Origin of the sequence: Mycobacterium marinum (assembly GCF_003391395.1) — a bacterium.
In the GTDB taxonomy this organism is placed as follows: domain Bacteria; phylum Actinomycetota; class Actinomycetes; order Mycobacteriales; family Mycobacteriaceae; genus Mycobacterium; species Mycobacterium marinum.
On sequence record NZ_CP024190.1, the window covers coordinates 6,248,918 to 6,268,983 of the forward strand.

The 20,066-nt window shown below is 67.5% G+C and carries 15 protein-coding genes and 1 tRNA gene; 10 read left to right on the forward strand and 6 right to left on the reverse strand.

The genetic code is table 11. The features are described 5' to 3' along the window. Window positions 1-20: 20 nt before the first annotated feature. Together CCUG20998_RS26610 and lipE are read left to right on the forward strand one after the other, a co-directional pair. Entirely contained in the window at window positions 21-845 is an 825-nt protein-coding gene (locus tag CCUG20998_RS26610; RefSeq protein ID WP_012396834.1) for a crotonase/enoyl-CoA hydratase family protein, read from the forward strand. Window positions 846-881: 36 nt separating this feature from the next. Next, window positions 882-2,126, forward strand: a complete 1,245-nt coding sequence (lipE, locus tag CCUG20998_RS26615; RefSeq protein WP_020731039.1) for a lipase LipE — start codon at window positions 882-884, stop codon at window positions 2,124-2,126. 25 nt (window positions 2,127-2,151) lie between these two features. On the opposite strand, the gene CCUG20998_RS26620 is transcribed toward lipE, so the two are convergent. Both CCUG20998_RS26620 and CCUG20998_RS26625 read right to left on the reverse strand, forming a co-directional pair. Next, on the reverse strand, window positions 2,152-4,341 hold the full coding sequence (locus CCUG20998_RS26620; RefSeq protein WP_036456786.1) for a PPE family protein: 2,190 nt from the start codon (window positions 4,339-4,341) through the stop codon (window positions 2,152-2,154). A 418-nt stretch (window positions 4,342-4,759) separates the two neighbouring features. Further along, window positions 4,760-4,849, reverse strand: a tRNA-Ser gene (locus CCUG20998_RS26625). Between the two features lie 39 nt (window positions 4,850-4,888). Between CCUG20998_RS26625 and CCUG20998_RS26630 the strand changes: the two genes are divergently transcribed. Then, the gene (locus CCUG20998_RS26630; protein WP_020731041.1) at window positions 4,889-5,881 is read left to right on the forward strand and encodes an NAD(P)H-quinone oxidoreductase; all 993 of its coding nucleotides are present in this window, start codon (window positions 4,889-4,891) and stop codon (window positions 5,879-5,881) included. Between the two features lie 39 nt (window positions 5,882-5,920). Here the strand turns inward: CCUG20998_RS26630 and CCUG20998_RS26635 are convergent, their stop codons facing one another. Further along, the gene (locus CCUG20998_RS26635; protein WP_020731042.1) at window positions 5,921-7,117 is read right to left on the reverse strand and encodes a cysteine desulfurase-like protein; all 1,197 of its coding nucleotides are present in this window, start codon (window positions 7,115-7,117) and stop codon (window positions 5,921-5,923) included. Window positions 7,118-7,247: 130 nt separating this feature from the next. Between CCUG20998_RS26635 and CCUG20998_RS26640 the strand changes: the two genes are divergently transcribed. The 6 genes from CCUG20998_RS26640 (at window position 7,248) to CCUG20998_RS26665 (ending at window position 14,297) form a co-directional block, all read left to right on the forward strand. After that, on the forward strand, window positions 7,248-9,221 hold the full coding sequence (locus tag CCUG20998_RS26640) for a DUF6541 family protein (RefSeq protein WP_020731043.1): 1,974 nt from the start codon (window positions 7,248-7,250) through the stop codon (window positions 9,219-9,221). A gap of 12 nt (window positions 9,222-9,233) precedes the next feature. Beyond that, entirely contained in the window at window positions 9,234-9,767 is a 534-nt protein-coding gene (locus CCUG20998_RS26645) for a bacterial proteasome activator family protein (RefSeq protein ID WP_020731044.1), read from the forward strand. A gap of 3 nt (window positions 9,768-9,770) precedes the next feature. Continuing rightward, window positions 9,771-10,613 (forward strand): galactan export ABC transporter ATP-binding subunit Wzt/RfbE, encoded by an 843-nt coding sequence (wzt, locus tag CCUG20998_RS26650; RefSeq protein WP_020731045.1) that lies wholly within the window; start codon window positions 9,771-9,773, stop codon window positions 10,611-10,613. Then, window positions 10,606-11,535: a galactofuranosyltransferase GlfT1 gene (gene glfT1, locus CCUG20998_RS26655; protein ID WP_020731046.1), complete on the forward strand. Its 930-nt coding sequence runs from the start codon at window positions 10,606-10,608 to the stop codon at window positions 11,533-11,535. Before wzt ends, glfT1 begins: the two co-directional genes overlap by 8 nt. Continuing rightward, window positions 11,532-12,362, forward strand: coding sequence for a galactan export ABC transporter permease subunit Wzm/RfbD (gene wzm, locus CCUG20998_RS26660; protein WP_020731047.1), 831 nt, complete (start codon window positions 11,532-11,534; stop codon window positions 12,360-12,362). Before glfT1 ends, wzm begins: the two co-directional genes overlap by 4 nt. Before the next feature lie 132 nt (window positions 12,363-12,494). Then, window positions 12,495-14,297 (forward strand): PE family protein, encoded by a 1,803-nt coding sequence (locus tag CCUG20998_RS26665; RefSeq protein WP_050674647.1) that lies wholly within the window; start codon window positions 12,495-12,497, stop codon window positions 14,295-14,297. A gap of 120 nt (window positions 14,298-14,417) precedes the next feature. Here the strand turns inward: CCUG20998_RS26665 and CCUG20998_RS26670 are convergent, their stop codons facing one another. Further along, on the reverse strand, window positions 14,418-15,779 hold the full coding sequence (locus tag CCUG20998_RS26670; RefSeq protein ID WP_020731049.1) for a serine aminopeptidase domain-containing protein: 1,362 nt from the start codon (window positions 15,777-15,779) through the stop codon (window positions 14,418-14,420). A gap of 289 nt (window positions 15,780-16,068) precedes the next feature. Here CCUG20998_RS26670 and CCUG20998_RS26675 point away from each other — a divergent pair, with 289 nt between their 5' ends. After that, window positions 16,069-19,113, forward strand: coding sequence for a PE family protein (locus CCUG20998_RS26675; RefSeq protein WP_116268248.1), 3,045 nt, complete (start codon window positions 16,069-16,071; stop codon window positions 19,111-19,113). A 106-nt stretch (window positions 19,114-19,219) separates the two neighbouring features. On the opposite strand, the gene CCUG20998_RS26680 is transcribed toward CCUG20998_RS26675, so the two are convergent. After that, a complete protein-coding gene (locus CCUG20998_RS26680; RefSeq protein WP_020731051.1) occupies window positions 19,220-19,639 on the reverse strand; it encodes a VOC family protein in 420 nt (139 codons plus the stop codon). Further along, a complete protein-coding gene (locus tag CCUG20998_RS26685) occupies window positions 19,636-19,941 on the reverse strand; it encodes an ArsR/SmtB family transcription factor (RefSeq protein WP_020731052.1) in 306 nt (101 codons plus the stop codon). The genes CCUG20998_RS26680 and CCUG20998_RS26685 overlap by 4 nt, the downstream gene beginning before the upstream one ends. Window positions 19,942-20,066: the final 125 nt, after the last annotated feature.

Here is a 20,066-nt window from a genome sequence, read left to right on the forward strand (position 1 = left end):
CGCCACGCTACGGTCTGGACATGGGCGAAACATACGAATCTGTCACCGTCGAGATCAAAGACCAGGTCGCACAGGTGACGTTGATCGGGCCGGGCAAGGGTAATGCAATGGGACCCGCTTTCTGGTCGGAGCTGCCGGAAGTCTTCGCGGCGCTGGACGCCGACCGTGATGTGCGGGCGATCGTCATCACCGGGTCGGGCAAGAACTTCAGTTACGGACTGGACGTGCCGGCGATGGGTGGAACTTTCGCCCCGCTGATGGCCGAAGGGGCGCTGGCGCGTCCCCGCACCGACTTTCATGCCGAGGTGCTGCGGATGCAGAAGGCGACCAATGCGGTCGCCGATTGCCGGACCCCGACCATCGCGTCGGTGCACGGCTGGTGCATTGGCGGCGGCGTCGACCTGATCTCGGCGGTGGACATGCGCTACGCGAGTGCGGATGCGAAGTTCTCGATACGCGAGGTCAAGCTCGCCATCGTCGCCGACATGGGCAGCCTGGCCCGCCTTCCGATGATCCTCAACGACGGTCATCTGCGGGAGCTGGCGCTGACCGGTCGGGATATCGACGCCGCTCGGGCCGAGAAGATCGGCCTGGTCAACCAGGTGTTCGAAGACGCCGACGCAACCTTGGCCGCCGCCCACGCCACCGCCACCGAGATTGCCGCCAATCCCCCGCTGGCGGTGTACGGCGTCAAAGACGTCCTCGACCAGCAGCGCGCGTCGGCCGTCGCGGAAAACCTGCGCTACGTCGCGGCCTGGAATGCGGCGTTTCTGCCGTCCAAGGACCTCACCGAGGGGATATCGGCGACCTTCGCCAAGCGGCCTCCCCAGTTCACCGGGGAGTAGCCGGCGGCCTCCACGTACCCTCGCGGTGTGGCGAGTATGACCGAAGACGGCAGGATTCGAGTCCCGGCCGACCTTGACGCCGTCACGGCGCTCGGTGCGGAAGATCACTCCGAAATCGACAGTGCGGCTATCGAGCGGATCTGGCAGGCCGCTCGGTACTGGTACCAAGCCGGGATGCATCCGGCGATCCAGTTGTGCATCAGGCACAACGGCCGGGTGGTGCTCAACCGGGCGATTGGCCACGGCTGGGGTAACGCACCCAGCGATGCGCCCGACGCCGCGAAAATCCCGGTCAGCACCGATACACCGTTCTGTACGTATTCCTCGGCCAAGGCCATCACCGCCACGGTCGCGCACATGCTGGCCGAGCGCGGGCACTTCTCGCTCGATGACCGCGTCTGCGAGTACATACCCAGCTACACCAGCCACGGCAAAGACCGCACCACCATCCGGCACGTGCTGACCCACAGCGCCGGTGTCCCCTTCCCCACCGGGCCCCGCCCCGACGTCACCCGGGCCGACGACCACGAGTACGCCGCACGCAAGCTGGGCGAGCTGCGGCCGCTCTACCCGCCGGGGCTGGTGCACATCTACCACGCGCTGACCTGGGGACCGTTGATGCGCGAGATCATCTGGGCCACCACCGGCAAGGAGATTCGCGACATCCTTGCCACCGAGATCCTCGACCCGCTGGGCTTTCGCTGGACCAACTTCGGCGTCGCCGAGGAGGACCTCCCGCTGGTGGCGCCCAGCCACGCCACCGGGCGACCGTTGCCCCCGGTGATCGCCGCGGCGTTCCGCAAGGCGATCGGCGGCACCGTGCACGAGGTCATCCCCTACACCAACAAGCCGCTGTTCCTGCGCACCATCATCCCGTCGTCCAACACGGTGTCGACCGCCAACGAGCTGTCCCGTTTCATGGAGATCCTGCGCCGCGGTGGCGAACTCGACGGGGTTCGGATCATGGCGCCCGAAACGGTGCGCAGCGCGGCCACAGAATGCCGGCGTCTGCGGCCCGATTTCGCGACGGGACTCGCTCCCCTGCGCTGGGGAACCGGATTCATGTTGGGTTCAAACAGATTCGGACCGTTCGGCCGAAATGCACCGGCGGCCTTCGGACATCTCGGGCTGGTCAATATCGCCACCTGGGCCGACCCTGACCGCGGACTATCGGTCGGCCTCATCAACAGCGGAAAGCCCGGCAGGGATCCCGACGCCAAACGCTACGTCGCCCTCAAGAATGCCATCACCGCTGAGATTCCCCCGAAAACCGTCGAGTAATGTCGCCGATCGGGGCCCGCGAATTTTAGTGGAAGTAACCTGATATGTAGTCCTTGGCGTTGAGCACGCCCGAGGAATAATCAGCTAATTGCCCGAAACCGGAATCGCCGGTACCGGTACTGAAGAATCCCGAATTGACCGCTCCCACGTTGACAAATCCAGAGGTATTACCAACGGGCGTTCCCGATGGGTAGACGGTGTTTCTGAATCCGGAATTATAGTTGCCATAGTTCAGGAATCCCGCATTGTTGCTTCCAATGTTCAGAACGCCCGAATTGCTGGTCATCCCGGCCTCGTGCCCGGCACTGTCAGCACCCGAGTTATAGGTTCCCCTATTAGCGAATCCGGAGTTATAGTCACCGGTTCCCCTGATTCCCGAGTTTCCGGTACCCGTGTTCATGAATCCCGAATTCGCGACGTTCTGATCAACTGGACTGCCGATGCCAGTATTGAGATCCCCGGAGTCGAAAAATCCCGTGTTACTGGCCCCCGAGTTGAAACCCCCCGTATTGTAGTTACCCGACCCTGCGTAACCGGTGTTCGAGTCGCCCGAGTTAAAGGCCAGTGTGTTCGAGCTTCCCGCATTGAAGCTGCCGGTGTTCGTGCTGCCGGCATTGAAGGCGGCGAAGTTGTTGTTCCCCGAATTGAAGAGCCCCGTGTTGACGTCACCCGAGTTGAACAAGCCCGTATTGAGGTTCCCGGAGTTGAAGAAACCCGTATTGGTGTCGCCGGAGTTTCCGATGCCCGTGTTGTGGGAGCCCGAGTTGAACCAACCGGTGTTGGTAGTCGCGCTCGACCCACCCGAGTTGAACAGGCCCGTGTTGAGGTCGCCGGAATTTCCGATGCCCGCACTCAAGTTCGGACCTCGACCCGTGCCAAGGCCCGAGTTGATGAAGCCCTTGTTCTCACTGCCCGAATTCAGGAAGCCGACATTATTGTCACCCGAGTTGAAGAAGCCGATATTGTTGTTGCCCGAGTTCCCGAAACCAATATTTCCGGAGCCCGAGTTCAGGCCGCCGATGCCTATCTGACCATCTCCGGTCAGACCGAACCCGATATTGTTGTTGCCGCTGTTGCCAAAGCCAATATTGTTGTTGCCGGAGTTCCCGAAGCCGAAGTTTCCGGAACCGATATTCCCGCTGCCAAAATTCGAATTTCCGTAGTTTCCGCCGCCTACGTTGTGGTTGCCGCTGTTGCCGTGACCGAAATTGTGACCGCCAGTGTTGCCGCTACCGAAATTGTGACCGCCGGTGTTACCGCCGCCGAGATTGAAGTTGCCGGTATTCCCAATCCCAAAGTTGCCCTTGCCGATATTGCCGCTACCCAGGTTGAGGTTGCCGATATTGCCGCTGCCCAGGTTGAAATCTCCGATGTTGCCGCTACCCACATTCAGAATCCCGGTGTTACCGCTACCCAGATTCATGTTGCCGATATTGCCGCTGCCCAGGTTGAGCTTGCCCGCGTTTCCCCAACCCGGGTTGAAACTACCGGTGTTGCCGCTGCCCAGGTTGATTCCACCGGTGTTTCCGCTGCCGAGGTTCAGGTTGCCGGCGTTACCCCAGCCCAGGTTCAGGTTCCCGGTGTTACCGAGACCGAGGTTCAGCAGGCCACGGTTGCCGATGGACAGGCCCGGGATGACAAAGCCGCCGAGGCGACCGCCAGCCACCGCCGAGCTGACCGACCGGCCAGACAGGCCCGCCAACATCCGATGAAACGGGGTCAACTGTTCGGCGGCCGCCGAGCTGGTCGAGTGATAACCGACCATCGCGGTCACGTCCTGCGCCCACATGTCCTCGTAGTCCGTCTCAACCGCCGCGATCGCGGGCGCGTTCTGCCCGAAGATGTTCGAGAGCGCCAGCGACACAAACTGAGCGCGGTTGGCCGCGACCAAGGCCGGATGCACCGTGGCAGCGCGCACCGCCTCAAAGGCGCTTGCCACTACCCGGGCCTGGGCGGCGGCCTGTTCGACCTGGCCCGCCAGGCCCTGCAACAGTCGCGCATGGGGGGTAGCTACCGCCGCCATCGCCGTCGCCGACGCGCCCTGCCAGGCCCCAGCCACCAGGTTTGCGGTCACCGACTCGAACGAGGACGCCGCCAGGCGTAACTCCGCAGCTAACCCATCCCAGGCCTGCGCGGCCGAGAACATCTGCCCCGAACCCGGACCGGAATAAATTCGCGCCGACGTTAATTCCGGCGGATCTACCAAGAAATTCACTAATGCTCTCTCTTTCCCGGAGGGGTCTCATTAGTAGCCAAATGCGCGGCAGTGCAGCGGCCGACTTCTGCCACCACTTTCTATACGAAATACCCTCCAGTTTCCAGTCTTTCGTGACAGCAACTGACCTCATAGTCGGGGCTTTGATCCGGAAGTTACGGGGCTCCGGAAGATGCCAAAATGCGAATACTCGGTTGCGAATACCCAGCCGCGAATGCTCAAACAAGAATGCGTAGATGCGAATACTCAAAGGCACTGCCGAAAACTTGCCGGGGGTCGATCTTGCTCACGAAAATCCTCGGCTGGCAAAGTCGCCACGGCACGTGCGGGCTGTGCCAGCCGGCCGCTCACCGCGCGGACGTGCGGTCCGGGCGCCTTGCTACTGAGCTGCTACCGGGCTGCTGCTCGATTGATCACATGGCGGTGGCGGAGGGATTTGAACCCCCGGACGGTTTTAGCCGTCTCTCGCTTTCAAGGCGAGTGCATTAGGCCGCTCTGCCACGCCACCGCTGCTAAGGGTAACTGGGCCCGATTCGGAGGTAGTAGCGTGGCGTTCGTGCACGCCATCGTCGCCGAATCCGCGGATCATCTGGTTTGGCAGCAAGTACCCGATGTCACGGCCGGGGCCGGCGAGGTAGTCATCAAGGTCGCCGCCGCCGGCGTCAACCGCGCGGACGTCTTGCAGGCCGCCGGCAAGTATCCCCCGCCGCCGGGAGCCAGCGAGATCATCGGCATGGAAGTCAGCGGCACCATCACCGATATCGGCGACGGTGTCACGGAATGGTCTGCCGGGCAAGAGGTTTGCGCACTGCTGGCCGGTGGTGGCTACGCCGAGTACGTGGCCGTTCCGGCCGGCCAGGTGCTACCGATGCCGCCCGGGGTCAGCCTGATCGACGCCGCGGCGCTGCCCGAGGTCGCCTGCACGGTGTGGTCGAACCTGGTGATGACCGCGCACCTGGGGCCGGGTCAGCTGGTGCTGATTCACGGTGGCGCCAGCGGCATCGGCAGCCACGCGATCCAGGTCTGCACCGCGTTGGGCGCCCGCGTGGCGGTCACCGCGGGGTCGTCCGAGAAGCTGCAGCTGTGTCGCGATCTGGGAGCCCAGATCACCATCAATTACCGCGACGAGGACTTCGTGGCGCGCCTGAAGCAAGAGACCGACGGTTCGGGTGCCGACGTGATCCTCGACATCATGGGCGCGGCCTACCTGGACCGCAACGTCGACGCGCTGGCCGTGGACGGACAGCTGGTGATCATCGGCATGCAGGGCGGGATCAAAGCGGAACTCAACCTGGGCAAACTGCTGACCAAACGTGCTCGCGTCATCGGCACCACGCTGCGGGCCCGGCCGCTGCAGGGTCCGAACGGCAAGGCCGTGATCGCCCAGGCCGTGACAGCCTCGGTGTGGCCGATGATCGCCAGCAACCGGGTGCGGCCCATCATCGGCTCCCGACTGCCCATTCAGCAGGCGGCAAAGGCGCATCAACTGCTGCTGTCAGGTCAGAGCTACGGAAAGATCCTGCTCACCGTCGACGGCTAGCCGGGACGTAGGCCGTCGGGAAACCCCCAACCCCCGGGCTCAGCCCAACGAGGCCAGCGCACGCACCAGCTGGTCCACTTCGGCCATCGTCGAATAGTGGGCCAGCCCGACGGTCACCGCGCCGCCGACATCGTTGACGCCCAACACATCGAAAACCCGCGAACTGGAGTTGGAAACCGCCAGGATGCCGTTGTCGGCCAAGCGCTGCACCACCCGGTCGGCCGGCACGTCCTGCAGCGCGAAGCTGACCACCGGTATCCGCGCCTCCGGTCGGCCGATCAGCATCACCAGCGGCAGCGACCGCAGCGAGACCATCAGGTAGTCGAAGATCCGGTTCAAGTAGGCCGACGCGGACTGCATCGATACCGACAGGCGCTCGCGCCGGGTTCCGCGCGCCGACTCGTCGAGCGAGGCGAGGTATTCGATGCTGGCGACCACACCGGCCAGGAATCCGAATTGGTGTAAACCGGTCTCCAGCCGTTCCGGGCCGGTCGCGTGCGGATCGGTCGACACCGAGCTGAAGCTGTGCATGAGAGCCGGTTCCCGAAAGACCATCGCCCCGATGGGCGGACCGCCCCAGCCGACCGCGTTCATCGCGACCACGTCGGCCTCGGTCTCCTTGATGTCGAAAAGCCGGTAGGGCGCCGCAGCGGAATGGTCAACCACGACCAGGCCGCCGATGTCGTGAACCAGCTTGGTCATCGCCCGCAGATCGGTGACCGCGCCCAGGGTTCCCGAAGCCGAGGTGACGGCGACCAGCCGGGTCGACTTGCTGATCAGGCTCTCCCATTGCCAGGTCGGTAGCTCACCGGTCTCGATGTCGACCTCGGCCCACTTCACCTTGGCCCCGTAGCGGTGGGCGGCGCGCAGCCAGGGGGCGATGTTGGCTTCGTCGTCGAGGCGGCTGACGATCACCTCGTACCCCAGCCCCGCGCGTGACGACGACGCCTCGGCCAGCGCCGACAACAGCACGGCACGGTCGGCGCCCAGCACCACACCGGCCGGGTCGGCGTTGACCAGATCGGCCACCGCCTCCCGTGCCGTTTGCAGCACGGCGGCGCTGCGCCGGGCGGACGGATGCGCGCCCGCGGTGCTGGCGGCCGAACGCCGGAAGGCCGTGGACACAGTGGTCGCGACGGAATCGGGAATGAGCATGCCGGTGGGTGCATCGAAATGCACCCACCCGTCGCCCAAGGACGGGTGCAGTCCGCGCACCCGGGCGACGTCATATGCCATGCCTGCCACCTTAGAGAATCTAGCCACTCACGCGGATTGGTGACGTGTAGCGGGTGGCCCGGATCGTTCCAGACATTCCAACCGTTCCGGCTTCCGGAGCCAGGTCACCCGGCCCCGCCATACTAGTCGAGTGACCTTGTGGTTCGGAACGCTGATCGCATTGATCCTGCTGATCGCACCGGGGACCCTCATCGCACGTATCGCGCAGCTCAGTTGGCCGATCGCTATCGCGGTGGGCCCGCCGCTGACCTACGGCGTGATCGCACTGGCGATCGTCCCCTACGGCGCGCTCGGGATCCCGTGGAACGGCTGGACAGCACTGCTGGCGCTGGCCGGCGTGGCCGCGGCGGTAACTGGTTTCCAGCTGCTACTCGGCCGCTGCCGCGACAAGGAGGCAGAGGCCCGCGGTGTCAGCCGCGGCCCGGCGCTCACCGTCGCGGCGGGCGTGGCGCTGGGGACGCTGTTCATTGCCTGGGCGGCCTACCGAGGCATCCCGCACTGGCAGTCCATCCCCAGCACCTGGGACGCGGTCTGGCACGCCAACACCGTGCGCTTCATTCTCGACACCGGCCAAGCCTCCCCTACCCACATGGGCGAGCTGCGCAACGTCGAAACCCATGCGCTGTTGTACTACCCCTCGGTGTTTCATGGCCTGACCACGGTGTTCTGCCAACTCACCGGCGCGGCGCCCACCACCGGCTACACACTGAACTCGCTGGCCGCCGCGATCTGGCTGTTTCCGGTCAGCGCGGCAACGCTGACCTGGCGCGCGATGCGCGGCCACCTGACGGAATGGCGCACCGCGGGCTCCGCGGCGACCGCAGCGGCACTGTCCGCATCGTTCACCGCGCTGCCCTACGTGGAGTTCGGCACCGCGGCCATGCCCAATCTGGCCTCCTACGGCGTCGCGGTACCCGCCATGGTGTTGATCACCTCGACGCCGCGGCACCGCGACCGCATTCCGATAGCGGTGCTGGCACTGGTGGGGGTGCTGTCGGTGCACATCGCGGGCGGCATGGTGGTGGTGCTCTTGGTCGCAGCCTGGTGGTTGTTCGAGGCGCTGTGGCATCCGGCGCGGGGCCGGCTGGCCGATCTGGCGACGCTGGCGGGGGTGGCCGCGATCTCCGGGTTGATCATGTTGCCGCAGTTCATCAGCGTGGAACAGCAGGAAGACATCATCGCCGGGCACTCGTTTCTCACCTACCTGAGCAAGAAGCGGGGCGTGTTCGATGCGGTGTTCCAGCATTCGCGCCATCTCAACGACTTCCCGGTGCAATACGCGCTGATTGCACTGGCCGCGATCGGCGGGTTCATTCTGCTGATCAAAAAGATTTGGTGGCCACTGGCGGTGTGGCTGCTGCTGGTCGTCATGAACGTCAACGCGGGAACCCCCTTGGGCGGTCCGATCGACACGGTGGCCGGGTCGCTCGGCGAGTTCTTCTACAACGATCCACGCCGCATCGCCGCCGCCACCACGCTGCTGCTGATGCTGATGGCCGGCGTGGCTTTGTTCTGGATCGTCACGCTGGTGGTGACGGCGGCGCGGGGCCTCACGAATCGATTCCGGCCACTGCCCCAACCGTTCTGGGTCTCGGTCACCGTGGCACTACTGCTGGGGGTCTGCCTAGTCAGCACCTGGCACTACTTTCCGCGCCATCGGTTCCTGTTCGGCGACAAGTACGACTCGGTGATGATCGACCAGAAGGACCTCGACGCCATGGCGTACCTGGCCACCCTTCCCGGCGCGCGCGACACCATGATCGGCAATGCCAACACCGACGGCACCGCCTGGATGTATGCCGTGGCGGGTCTGCATCCGTTGTGGACCCACTACGACTATCCCGTGCAGCAGGGGCCGGGATATCACCGGTTCATTTTCTGGGCCTACGCAGGTAGAGGCGATTCCGATCCCCGGGTAGTCGAGTCGATCAAGGCACTCGATATTCGCTACATCCTGACCAGCAGCCCGACGGTCAGAGGGTTCGCCGTTCCCGACGGGATAGTCTCTCTGGAGAATTCCCCGTCGTGGAAGAAGATTTACGACAACGGTGGAGCCCGAATTTACGAGTGGCGCGGCAAGACCGCACAGACGCACTCCAAGTAGGTACGTAAGAGGATGGTGACTGGATTGAGTACCGGCAACGATGACCCGGAGGCCGAGGACGTCGAGGTCATCGGTGGCATCGACCCGAGGCTCATGGCGGTAACCGACGAAGACTCCGACGAGCGCTTATTGACCGACCTGGTTGAACAGCCTGCCAAGGTGATGCGCATCGGCACCATGATCAAGCAACTGCTCGAAGAGGTCCGGGCCGCACCGCTAGACGAAGCCAGCCGCAACCGGTTACGCGACATCCACGCCACCAGCATCCAAGAGCTTGAAGAAGGCCTGGCACCGGAGCTGCGCGAAGAACTCGACCGGCTGACCCTGCCGTTCAACGAGGACGCCGCGCCGTCGGACGCGGAGTTGCGCATCGCACAGGCGCAACTGGTCGGATGGCTGGAAGGGCTGTTCCATGGCATCCAGACCGCCCTGTTCGCCCAACAGATGGCCGCCCGTGCGCAGCTGGAACAGATGCGCCAGGGCGCGCTGCCCCCAGGCATCGGCAAACCGGGACCTCACGGTCACGGCACCGGACAGTACCTCTAGACCGTGTCTGAGGCGCCACGGATCGAAACCCGCGACGCGTGGGTCGAATTCCCCATCTTCGATGCCAAGTCGCGATCGCTGAAGAAAGCCTTTCTGGGCAAGGCCGGCGGTTCCATCGGCCGCAACAGCTCCAATGTCGTCGTCATCGAGGCGTTGCGCGACATCACCATGTCCCTCGAACACGGCGACCGGGTCGGCTTGGTCGGCCACAACGGGGCCGGGAAATCCACGCTGCTGCGCTTGTTGTCCGGCATCTACGAGCCGACCCGCGGTCTGGCCAAAGTCACCGGCCGTGTGGCGCCGGTCTTCGACCTGGGGATCGGCATGGACCCCGAGATCTCCGGCTACGAGAACATCATCATCCGCGGCTTGTTCCTGGGACAGACCCGCAAACAGATGCTGGCCAAGGTCGACGAAATCGCCGAATTCACCGAACTGGGCGACTACCTGTCCATGCCATTGCGCACCTATTCCACCGGCATGCGCGTCCGGCTGGCCATGGGCGTGGTGACCAGCATCGACCCGGAAATCCTGCTGCTTGACGAAGGCATTGGCGCGGTGGACGCCGAGTTCCTCAAAAAGGCCCAATCCCGGCTGCAGGGCCTGGTCGAGCGTTCCGGAATCCTGGTGTTCGCAAGCCATTCCAACGAGTTCCTGGCGCGGCTGTGCAAGACGGCGATGTGGATCGACCACGGCGAGATCAAGCTCAGCGGCGGTATCGAGGACGTCGTGCGGGCCTATGAGGGCGAAGACGCGGCCCGGCATGTCCGAGACGTGCTGGCCGAAACGCAGCGTGACAACATCGCTCAACAGCCGCTGGCGCACAAAGCTTCCGGGGATGAGTGACACCGTCATCGCCGTCGTGGTCACCCACCGGCGCCCCGATGAGCTGGCCAAGTCACTGGACGTGCTGAGCACTCAGACCAGGTTGCCCGATCACCTGATCGTGGTCGACAACGACGCTGCCGAGGGCTCCGGCGCCAACCGGGTTGGCGATCTTGTTGCGGGACAACCGATCCCCACTACCTACTTGAAGTCACGTCGAAACCTCGGCGGCGCGGGCGGTTTCGCGCTCGGCATGTTGCACGCGCTGGCACTGGGGGCCGACTGGGTGTGGCTGGCCGACGACGACGGACGCCCCCGGGACACCGGCGTATTGGCGACCCTGTTGGCATGCGCCGAAAAGTACGGGCTGGCCGAAGTGTCACCGATCGTCTGCAACATGGACGACCCGCAGCGCCTGGCCTTTCCGTTGCGGCGTGGCCTGGTGTGGCGCAGGCACGCCAGCGAATTGCGCACCGAGGCGGGCCAGGAGTTGCTGGCGGGGATAGCCTCGCTGTTCAACGGAGCGCTGTTCCGCGCGTCGACGCTGGAAGCGATCGGCGTCCCGGACCTGAGGCTTTTCATCCGGGGTGACGAGGTGGAGATCCACCGCCGGCTGGTTCGGTCCGGCCTACCCTTCGGAACCTGCCTGGACACGGCCTATCTGCACCCGTGCGGGTCGGACGAGTTCAAACCGATCCTCGGCGGCCGGATGCACACCCAATACCCTGACGACCCCGGCAAACGGTTCTTCACCTACCGCAACCGCGGCTACGTGCTGTCTCAGCCCGGCCTGCGTAAGTTGCTGCCCCAGGAGTGGCTGAGGTTCGGCTGGTTCTTCCTGGTGACCCGCCACGACCCGAAGGGTCTGCAGGAGTGGATTCGGTTGCGCCGCTTGGGGCGTCACGAGAAGTTCGGAAAGCCCGATCTTGGAGGATCCACATGACGTTCATCGACGCGGCGGCCCAGTCCAGGACGTTCGCCCGCGCCCGGGGTGACCTGCTGGAGGGCTTTCGGCGCCACGAACTGTGGCTGCACCTGGGCTGGCAGGACATCAAACAGCGCTACCGCAGATCGGTGCTGGGACCGTTCTGGATCACCATCGCGACCGGCACCACCGCCCTGGCGATGGGCGGGCTGTACTCCAAGCTCTTCCACCTCGAGCTGTCCGCACATCTGCCCTACGTCACCCTGGGGCTGATCATCTGGAACCTGATCAACGCGGCCATCCTGGACGGCGCCGACGTCTTCGTCTCCAACGAAGGCTTGATCAAACAGCTGCCGGCACCGTTGAGCGTGCACGTCTACCGGCTGGTTTGGCGGCAGATGATCTTTTTCGCCCACAACATCGTGATCTACTTCGTCGTCGCGATCATCTTTCCCAAGCCGTGGTCCTGGGCGGACCTGTCGGTACTGCCGGCGCTGGGGTTGATCGTGCTCAATTGTGTATGGGTGTCAATATGTTTCGGCATCCTGGCGACCCGCTATCGCGACATCGCACCGCTGCTCAATTCGCTGGTGCAGCTGCTGTTCTTCATGACGCCGATCATCTGGAACGACGAGACCCTGCACCGCCAGGGCGCGGGTCGGTGGGCACGCATCGTCGAACTCAATCCCCTGCTGCACTACCTCGACATCGTGCGCGCGCCATTGCTGGGTGCCCATCAAGAGCTGAGGCACTGGCTGGTGGTGATCGCACTGACGATCGTCGGCTGGGTGCTGGCGGCGTTCGCGATGCGGCAATACCGCGCGCGGGTGCCCTACTGGGTGTAGCCGCTGTCGCGTGAACGCTTCGGCGGAAACCGCGGATATTTTGAGTACCACCGCGTAATCTCCAATCCATTCCAAACAGGCGGCGAGTGGCTGATCTGTGCACTGCCGCCGGCTAGGGGCGGGAGATTGCCGATGTCTTATCTGATCGCTTCGCCAGAGCACCTGGCAAGCTCAGCGCGGAATCTGGTCAGGCTGGGGTCGGTAATCACGGACGCGAACGTCGCGGCGGCCACTCCCACAACCGGTGTGCTTGCCGCGGCCGTCGACGAGGTGTCAATTCAGATCGCAGCACTGTTCGGCGCACACGCGCGCAACTATCAACAGCTCAGCGCCCAGGCGGCGACGTTTCACGAACAGTTCGTGCACACACTCGCCACCGCCAGTCGGGCATACGCCAGTGCTGAGGCCGTCAACGCGTCACCGTTGCAAACGCTAGAGCAGCAGGTACTCAGCGTGATCAACGCGCCGACCGAGGCGCTGTTGGGTCGCCCGCTCATCGGCGACGGCGCCAATGGGTCGGCGCCGGGCCAGGCCGGGGGCGCCGGAGGGTTGTTGTACGGCAACGGCGGTAGCGGCGCAGCCGGCGCCGCCGGCCAAGCTGGTGGGGCCGGAGGCGCGGCCGGCTTGTGGGGTAGCGGCGGAACCGGTGGCGCAGGCGGTGCCGGCGCGGCCGGCGGCTCCGGCGGCAACGGGGGGCTGCTGTACGGCAACGGCGGTGCCGGCGGAACCGGCGGGATGGCACTGGCCGGGATCAACGGCGGCAGCCCGGGCAGCGGCGGCGACGGCGGCAGCGCTTTGCTGTTCGGCAGCGGCGGCGACGGTGGGCAGGGCGGCACCGGGCTGGTCGGGGCCGATGGAAGCAACCCCACCCCCACCGGCACCCAGGCGGGCGATGGAAGCTCTGCCGGCCCAAATGCCGCGGTCGGCGACATCCTTGCAGTAAGCGGCGGGATTGGGGCCGACGGCCAGTCCGGTGGCCCGGGAGTGGGTGGCGGTAGCGGCGGAAACGGCGGCGCTGCGGTGGCCTACTCCAACGGCACCTCCGCCAACATGCTTGCGGCTAACGGCGGCGACGGCGGCGGCGGTGGCTTGGCCGGTGCCGGTGCTGCGGGCGGGGATGGCGGCACTGGTGGCGGGGCAGGTGTCCAAGATCTCTTGGGCGACTCGGGGAGTTCCGGTGCGGCCTTGGGCGGCGCTGGTGGCGCCGGGGCATCCGGCGGCGCCCACGGCGGGGCCGGCGGTAACGGTGGTGAAGGCGGATACGCCTCGGCCACCAGTGACAATTACGCGGCTACCGCCACCGGCGGCCATGGCGGTATGGGCGGCGCTGGCGCCTCGGGTGCGGTCGGCCTCGACGGCGGAACCGGCGGGGCCGGCGGGAATGGAGGTCACGGCGGTCTGCTCATCGGCAACGGTGGCAACGGGGGCGCCGGCGGCATTGGTGGCAGCGGCGGTGCTGGCGACATCGGCGGGGCCGGCGGCAACGGCGGAGCGGGCGGCGTCGCCTCGTCAAGCGGCATCTCCACCAGCCACGGCGGCGACGGCGGCGACGGCGGCGACGGCGGCGACGGCGGCGGCGCCGGCGCCGGTGGGGTCGGCGGAGTAGGCGGCAAAGGCGGCAACGGCGGACTGCTGACGGGCACGGGCGGTGACGGCGGATCGGGCGGAAGCGGCGGCGACGGCGGTCTGGGCGGGAATGGCGGCCACGGCGGCGCCGGCGGCAAAGGGGGCAACGCAGACCAACACGCCGACGACGGCGCCCCGGGCATCGGCGGCGGCGGCGGTGACGCCGGCGCCGGTGGTACCGCAGGCAGCGGTGGGGCCGGCGGCGGTGCCGGGACCGGCGGCGCCCTACTCGGCTCAGCCGGGGTAGGCGGAGCTCTCGGCGCAGCTGGTCTCATGGGAGCGGGCGGCACTGGCGGCGCTCCCGGGTGACGGCCCACCCGAGCCCGCCGGTCCCGTACCGATAGGCAGACCGCCGACACCGACCGCGGTACCACCCGCGTCGCCGCGTGCTACCGGCCGTCTGATCAACGGTCTCACCTATCTCCTTGCCTACCAGCCCCCGCCGCCGGTTTGGTGCCGCAGCCGGGGCAGGCTGTAGAAGCGCCAGGTCACATCCAGCACGGCGGCCAGCAAGCGCCCGGGCACCCACGCCGGGGTGTCGAAGCTGATGGAGTAGTCCAGTCGCGTGCCGCGTCCGGGGACGGCGGTGAGTTCGATGCGGCCGAAATGATTGCGCACCGGGCCGCGAATGGTCCGATATTCGATGAGCCGGGCCGGCCGGTGACCGACAATCTCTTCCTGGATCGGCCAAACGCCCAACGCGCGTTGCGCCCGGACCGACCGCAGGCCGTCTGGCGCACGGGGATGCACCCCGGCACGCACCCGCCGGTGGCGTACCGGCCACAAAGTCGCCCAATGGTGGGTGAGCACGTCGAAAGTCCACTCGGGTGGAGCGTCGAGTTCGACGGTGTATTGCAGGCGGTGCCGCCCGACCGGCGCCGTGACCGCGGTGTCCGGCGTGCACTCGTCGAGGCGCGCGGAAAACCAGTCACGTAGGAACGGAAACACGTCCGCGCTCGCCGAGGGATGCAGCAGCGGGGATTCGTGGTTGTGATTGCGGGCGAATCCGTGGCGACGTGCGGCGGATTGGATGCGCCGGTCAGCGCTGCCGAATGCCTGCGCCAGCCGCTTGCAGCGCCCAGCGGGGGCGATGACGTCGCGGGGAGCTGTGATGGCGAGTGCGGGCACGCGCACGGCCTGCAGCGCCGCCGACAACTCGCCGCCAGCGCGTTCGGCACGGCCCCAGGAGATCGCGTCTTGGAAGGCGGCCACTGGCTCGTCTTCGGGACCGAGCCGAAACAGCCGGGCCGGGAACATACCGCGCCACATGCTGGCCTGCACGGTCGCGGCCACCACCCGATTCGCCAGCAATGGGATATCGACGGCGCTTTCCACCAACACCAGTCCCGCGATCTGTGCTTGTTGCATCGTCTCCGCGGCGGCGCGGGCCAGTGCCACCCCGCCAAATGAGTGCGCCACCCAGAATGCCGGACGACCGTTGTGGGTGGCGATCAGCAGTTGGACGGCCGGCAGATCGATGCGAACCATCTCCTCCCAGCCCGCGCGAACCCCGGTATCGACCGCTACCCCACCTGCTCCACGCCGCTCGACGATCCATATGTCCAGGCCGCTACCTGCCAGCGCTTCGGCCAGCCCACCCCCACCCGGCCACAAATACAGACGACGGTTGTCGAACATCCCGGGAAGCAGCACCACCGGAGATCCCTGACCCGCACCGACTCGGGTGACCCGAAACCGGCCCCCGTCTGCGACGGTCATTGCGGTGCTCTGCACTGGTTGCCGCGAATGCTGCTCGCTGATCCATTCAGCAAGCCGTGAATCGTCGTTCATGGTCTCCTAGGTCGCCGACCGTAGTCGTGGCATTCGTCGCGGCCGGCATTGGTCCAACGCCAGCCCTTCGCGAGTCCGTCGGGTAGTTGCTCACTACCGACCAGACATCTGGCAGCCATTCTTCTATGACCGCGATGAGCGCGACTCGCACCGTCCGAAAGAACTTCTTGCCCCCAATTCAGGAAACATCGGGTCTCACACCGCTAGCATCTGAGTTTCGTTGATGGTCACCCTCCGGCGAATTCCGGTCGGTGTGGTGTTGGTCCGTTCCGGGGTGGGGTGATCAGTGATGTCGTTTGTGGTGGTTTCTGCGCAGGAGCTGGAGTCGGCGGCCGCGCTACTGGCCGGTGTCGGTTCCAATGTTGGTGCGGCCGGTTCGGCTGCGGCGGGTCCGACCGCTGCGGTGTTGGGCGCGTTGGGTGCCGATGAGGTCTCAGCGGCGGTGGCGGAGTTGTTCGGTGACCATGCTCAGGCCTATCAAGTGGTCAGTGCGCAGGCGGCTGCGTTTCATCAGCGGTTCGTGGTGGCGTTGGCCGCGGCGGCGGGCTCCTATGGCCGGGCCGAGTCCGCTGGTGCGGCGGTGTTACAGACGGTGGGCGCCGATGTGCTCGGTGCGGTGAATGCGCCGACGATGGCGGTGTTGGGGCGCCCGTTGATCGGTGACGGTGTTGATGCGGCCGCGGGCAGCGGCCACAACGGCGGCGCGGGCGGCCTGTTGTGGGGCAACGGCGGCGACGGCGGGGCCGGGGCGGCGGGTCAGGCCGGCGGCCGCGGCGGTGACGCCGGGTTGATCGGCACCGGCGGCGCCGGTGGGGCGGGCGGGGCCGGCGGCGCGGGCGGCAATGGTGGTGCCGGTGGGGCCGGGGGTCGCGGCGGACTGGTGTTCGGAGGTGGCGGCGCGGGCGGGGCCGGCGGTGACGGCGGGACCGCCACGATCGGGGCCCAGGGATTGGCGGGCCAGACCGGGCAAACCGGACACACCGGCGGGGCCGGCGGTGACGGCGGGGCCGGTGGCCGAGGCGGCTGGCTGTGGAGTGCGGGTGGCGACGGTGGAGCCGGCGGTCTGGGCGGCACCGGCGGCGCGGGCGGGGCCGGGGGCACCGGTATCGCGGCCACCACGGCCGGCGGCATCGGACAAGCCGGCGGTGACGGCGGGGCCGGGGGCGCCGGAGGGGCCGGCGGTAACGGCGGAGCCGGCGGAGCCACCGGCTGGTTCGGCAGCACCGGGATGACCGGAGCCGGCGGGGCCGGCGGACACGGCGGCAACGGCGCGATCGCCGGCAATGGCGGGGCCGGCGCCAATGGTGACATGACCCACCTCGACGGCGGCAACGGCGGCAACGGCGGCAACCCCGGCGCCGGCGGAGCCGGCGGAAACGGCGGCGCCGGTTCCCACGCCGGCGCTCACGGCCTGGCCGGGTCCTCCCCCACCACCAACGCCGGCGACGGCGGCAAAGGCGGGGACGGCTACACCTCCACCGACCCCGGTACCGACGGCGGCAACGGCGGTCACGGTGGGGCCGGCGGCTACTACGGCAACGGCGGGGCAGGCGGCAACGGCGGCAACGGCGCCACCGGCACCCTCGGGGCCGCACCCCTGGCCGAGGGCGAACCGGGCGGCGACGGCGGGGCCGGCGGCAACGGCGGGACCGGCGGTGCCGGCGGGGCCGGCGGCGTGATCTCTGGTGACGGCGGGGCCGGCGGGCACGGCGGGGGCGGCGGGGGCGGCGGTAACGGGGCGGCCGGGGCCAACGGCACCAACGCCACCATCGCCGGCACCAACGGCGGTAACGCCGGGGCCGGCGGCAACGGCGGCAACGGCGGAACCGGAGGCAACGGCGGCGCCGGCGGGGCCGCAACCCACGGCAGCGCGGGCGCCAACGGGGCCGGCGGGGCCGGCGGTAACGGCGGCGACGGCGCGATCGCCGGTGACGGCGGCACCGGCGCCAACGGAGATGCCACCCACTTCGATGGCGGCAACGGCGGCAACGGCGCCAACCCCGGCATCGGCGGACTCGGCGGGGCCGGCGGCACCGGCGGGGACGGCAGCACCCCCGCCGCCCACGGCACCAACGGCACCACCCCCACCACCACCAACGGCAGCGGCGGACGCGGCGGAGACGGCTACACCTCCACCGACCCCACCCTCAACGGCGGCAAAGGCGGCACCGGAGGCAACGGCGGCGACTACGGCAACGGCGGCGCCGGCGGAAACGGCGGCAACGGCGCCACCGGCACCACCGGCACCAACCCCACCCCCCACCCCATCACCAGCCACGCCAACCCCGGCACCGACGGCACCACCAGCAACGGCGGGAACGGTACGACCGGCAGCGACGGCACCGCCGCAGGACAACAGGGCGGCACCGGTGGCGCCGGATACAACAGCGGCGGCCCGGGCGATACGAATCCCTTCGGAGGCAATGGCGGCACCGGCGGTATGGGCGGCCCCGGCACCCAAGGCGGCGCCGGCGGCAGCGGCGGCTACGGTCCGCTGGTAGGCGGTTGGGGAGGCGACGGCGGGGCAGGCGGCGACGGCGGCGGAGCAGGCGGCGACGGCGGCACCGGCGGCGCGTCGTCCGGCGCCAACGGCTTCACCGGCCAAGCCGGCAACGGGGGCACCGGCGGCAACGGCGGCAACGGCGGGGGCAGCGGCGGTAATGGCGGCGACGGGGGCGATGCCAACTACGCCATTCCCTGGGGCAACTCCGCCTACGCCGGCGATGGCGGCTACGGCGGCGACGGGGGCACCGGCGCCACCGGCGGCACCGGCAGCGATGGCGGCGCGGGCGGCGCAGGCGGCGCCGGCGGACTCTACGGCAACGGCGGCAATGGCGGCACGGGTGGCACCGGAGGAGACGGCGGAACCGGAGCCACCGGAGGCACCGCAGGCAGCGGCGGCAATGGCGGCGACTCCACCGGTAACAGCCTCTCGTCGCTCCCCGGGAACGGTGGCGACGGCGGGGACGGAGGTACCGGCGGCACTGGAGGCACCGGGGGCAGCGGCGGCGACGGCGGCGCCGCGGGTGCAGGCGGCACCTACGGGCAATCCGGCACCAACGGCACCGGAGGCGCCGCGGGCAGCGGCGGCGAGGGCGGTGCGGGCGGCACCGGTGGCGACGGCGGCAGCGGCGGCGTTACCTACGACAGCGACTACAACCCCGGCCCCCCCTACGGCACCAGCGGCCAGTCCGGGGCTACCGGGGCGACAGGAGCTACCGGCCAAGCCGGCATGGCCGGTACCACCCCCGGCACCGGCACCCCGGGACCTGGAGGCGACGGCGGCGACGGTACCGGCGGCAACGGCGGCAACGGTGGACCGGGCTTCCCCTGATACGCGACGCGCGCCTCCGGGTCGCCACCGACGCGCGTGGCCAGCTAGCACCGCGCCACGGCCCAGCCGAATCCCTACAGCCCGCGCGCACCCGAGATTTCGGCGCCTATCGACCGCCCGACCCGTCACCTGCGAGCAGCGAGCTTGTCTGCTGGATCTGAATGAGATTGCCGCAGGTGTCGTCGAGAACCGCGGTGGTCACCGGCCCCATCTCGGTGGGTTCCTGGGTAAAGCGAACACCGAGGGCCCGGAGTCGGTCGAACTCGGCTCGCACGTTGTCGACCGCGAAGGCCGTGAACGGAATCCCGTCGGAGCGCAGCGCGTCCTTGAACGGCTTGGCCGCCGGGTGCTCGTCGGGCTCGAGGACCAGCTCGGTGCCGTCCGGGTCCTCCGGTGAGACAACGGTAATCCATCGGAACTGGCCCATCGGAACGTCGTGTTTGGTCTGGAAGCCGAGGATTTCGGTATAGAAGCGCAGTGCCTTGTCTTGGTCGTCGACCAGGACACTGGCCAGATTGATCCTCATGTAGTCCCTCTTCCGGAGTCGGCGGTATCGATGCGCCACCTCTTGGCGATCTGGCCAAGAGGAGCGGTGTTGAGGTAGTGGAATTTTTGCCGGCCGCCGCGCTGCGTTTCGATCAACTCAGCCGCCTCCAGCACATCGAGGTGCTGCGAAATCGCCTGTCGTGTCGAACAAATCCCATGTTTCGTAGTCAGACGAGCGCAGATCTCGAAGAGAGTTTGGCCGTTCCGGTCGGTCAGCTCGTCGAGGATGACACGCCGGGTGGGATCCGCCAGCGCCTTGAAGACATCGCCCACCTCTCGCACGATATGCAAGCCGCTACTTGCCTGTCAACGGATGAGGGCTTGCCAGCCACTCACACCCAGGTGAGCAATCGTTACCCAAACTCGGAAACGTGTGTTATCACTTTGCTAGTGATTGCCGTGCCCAT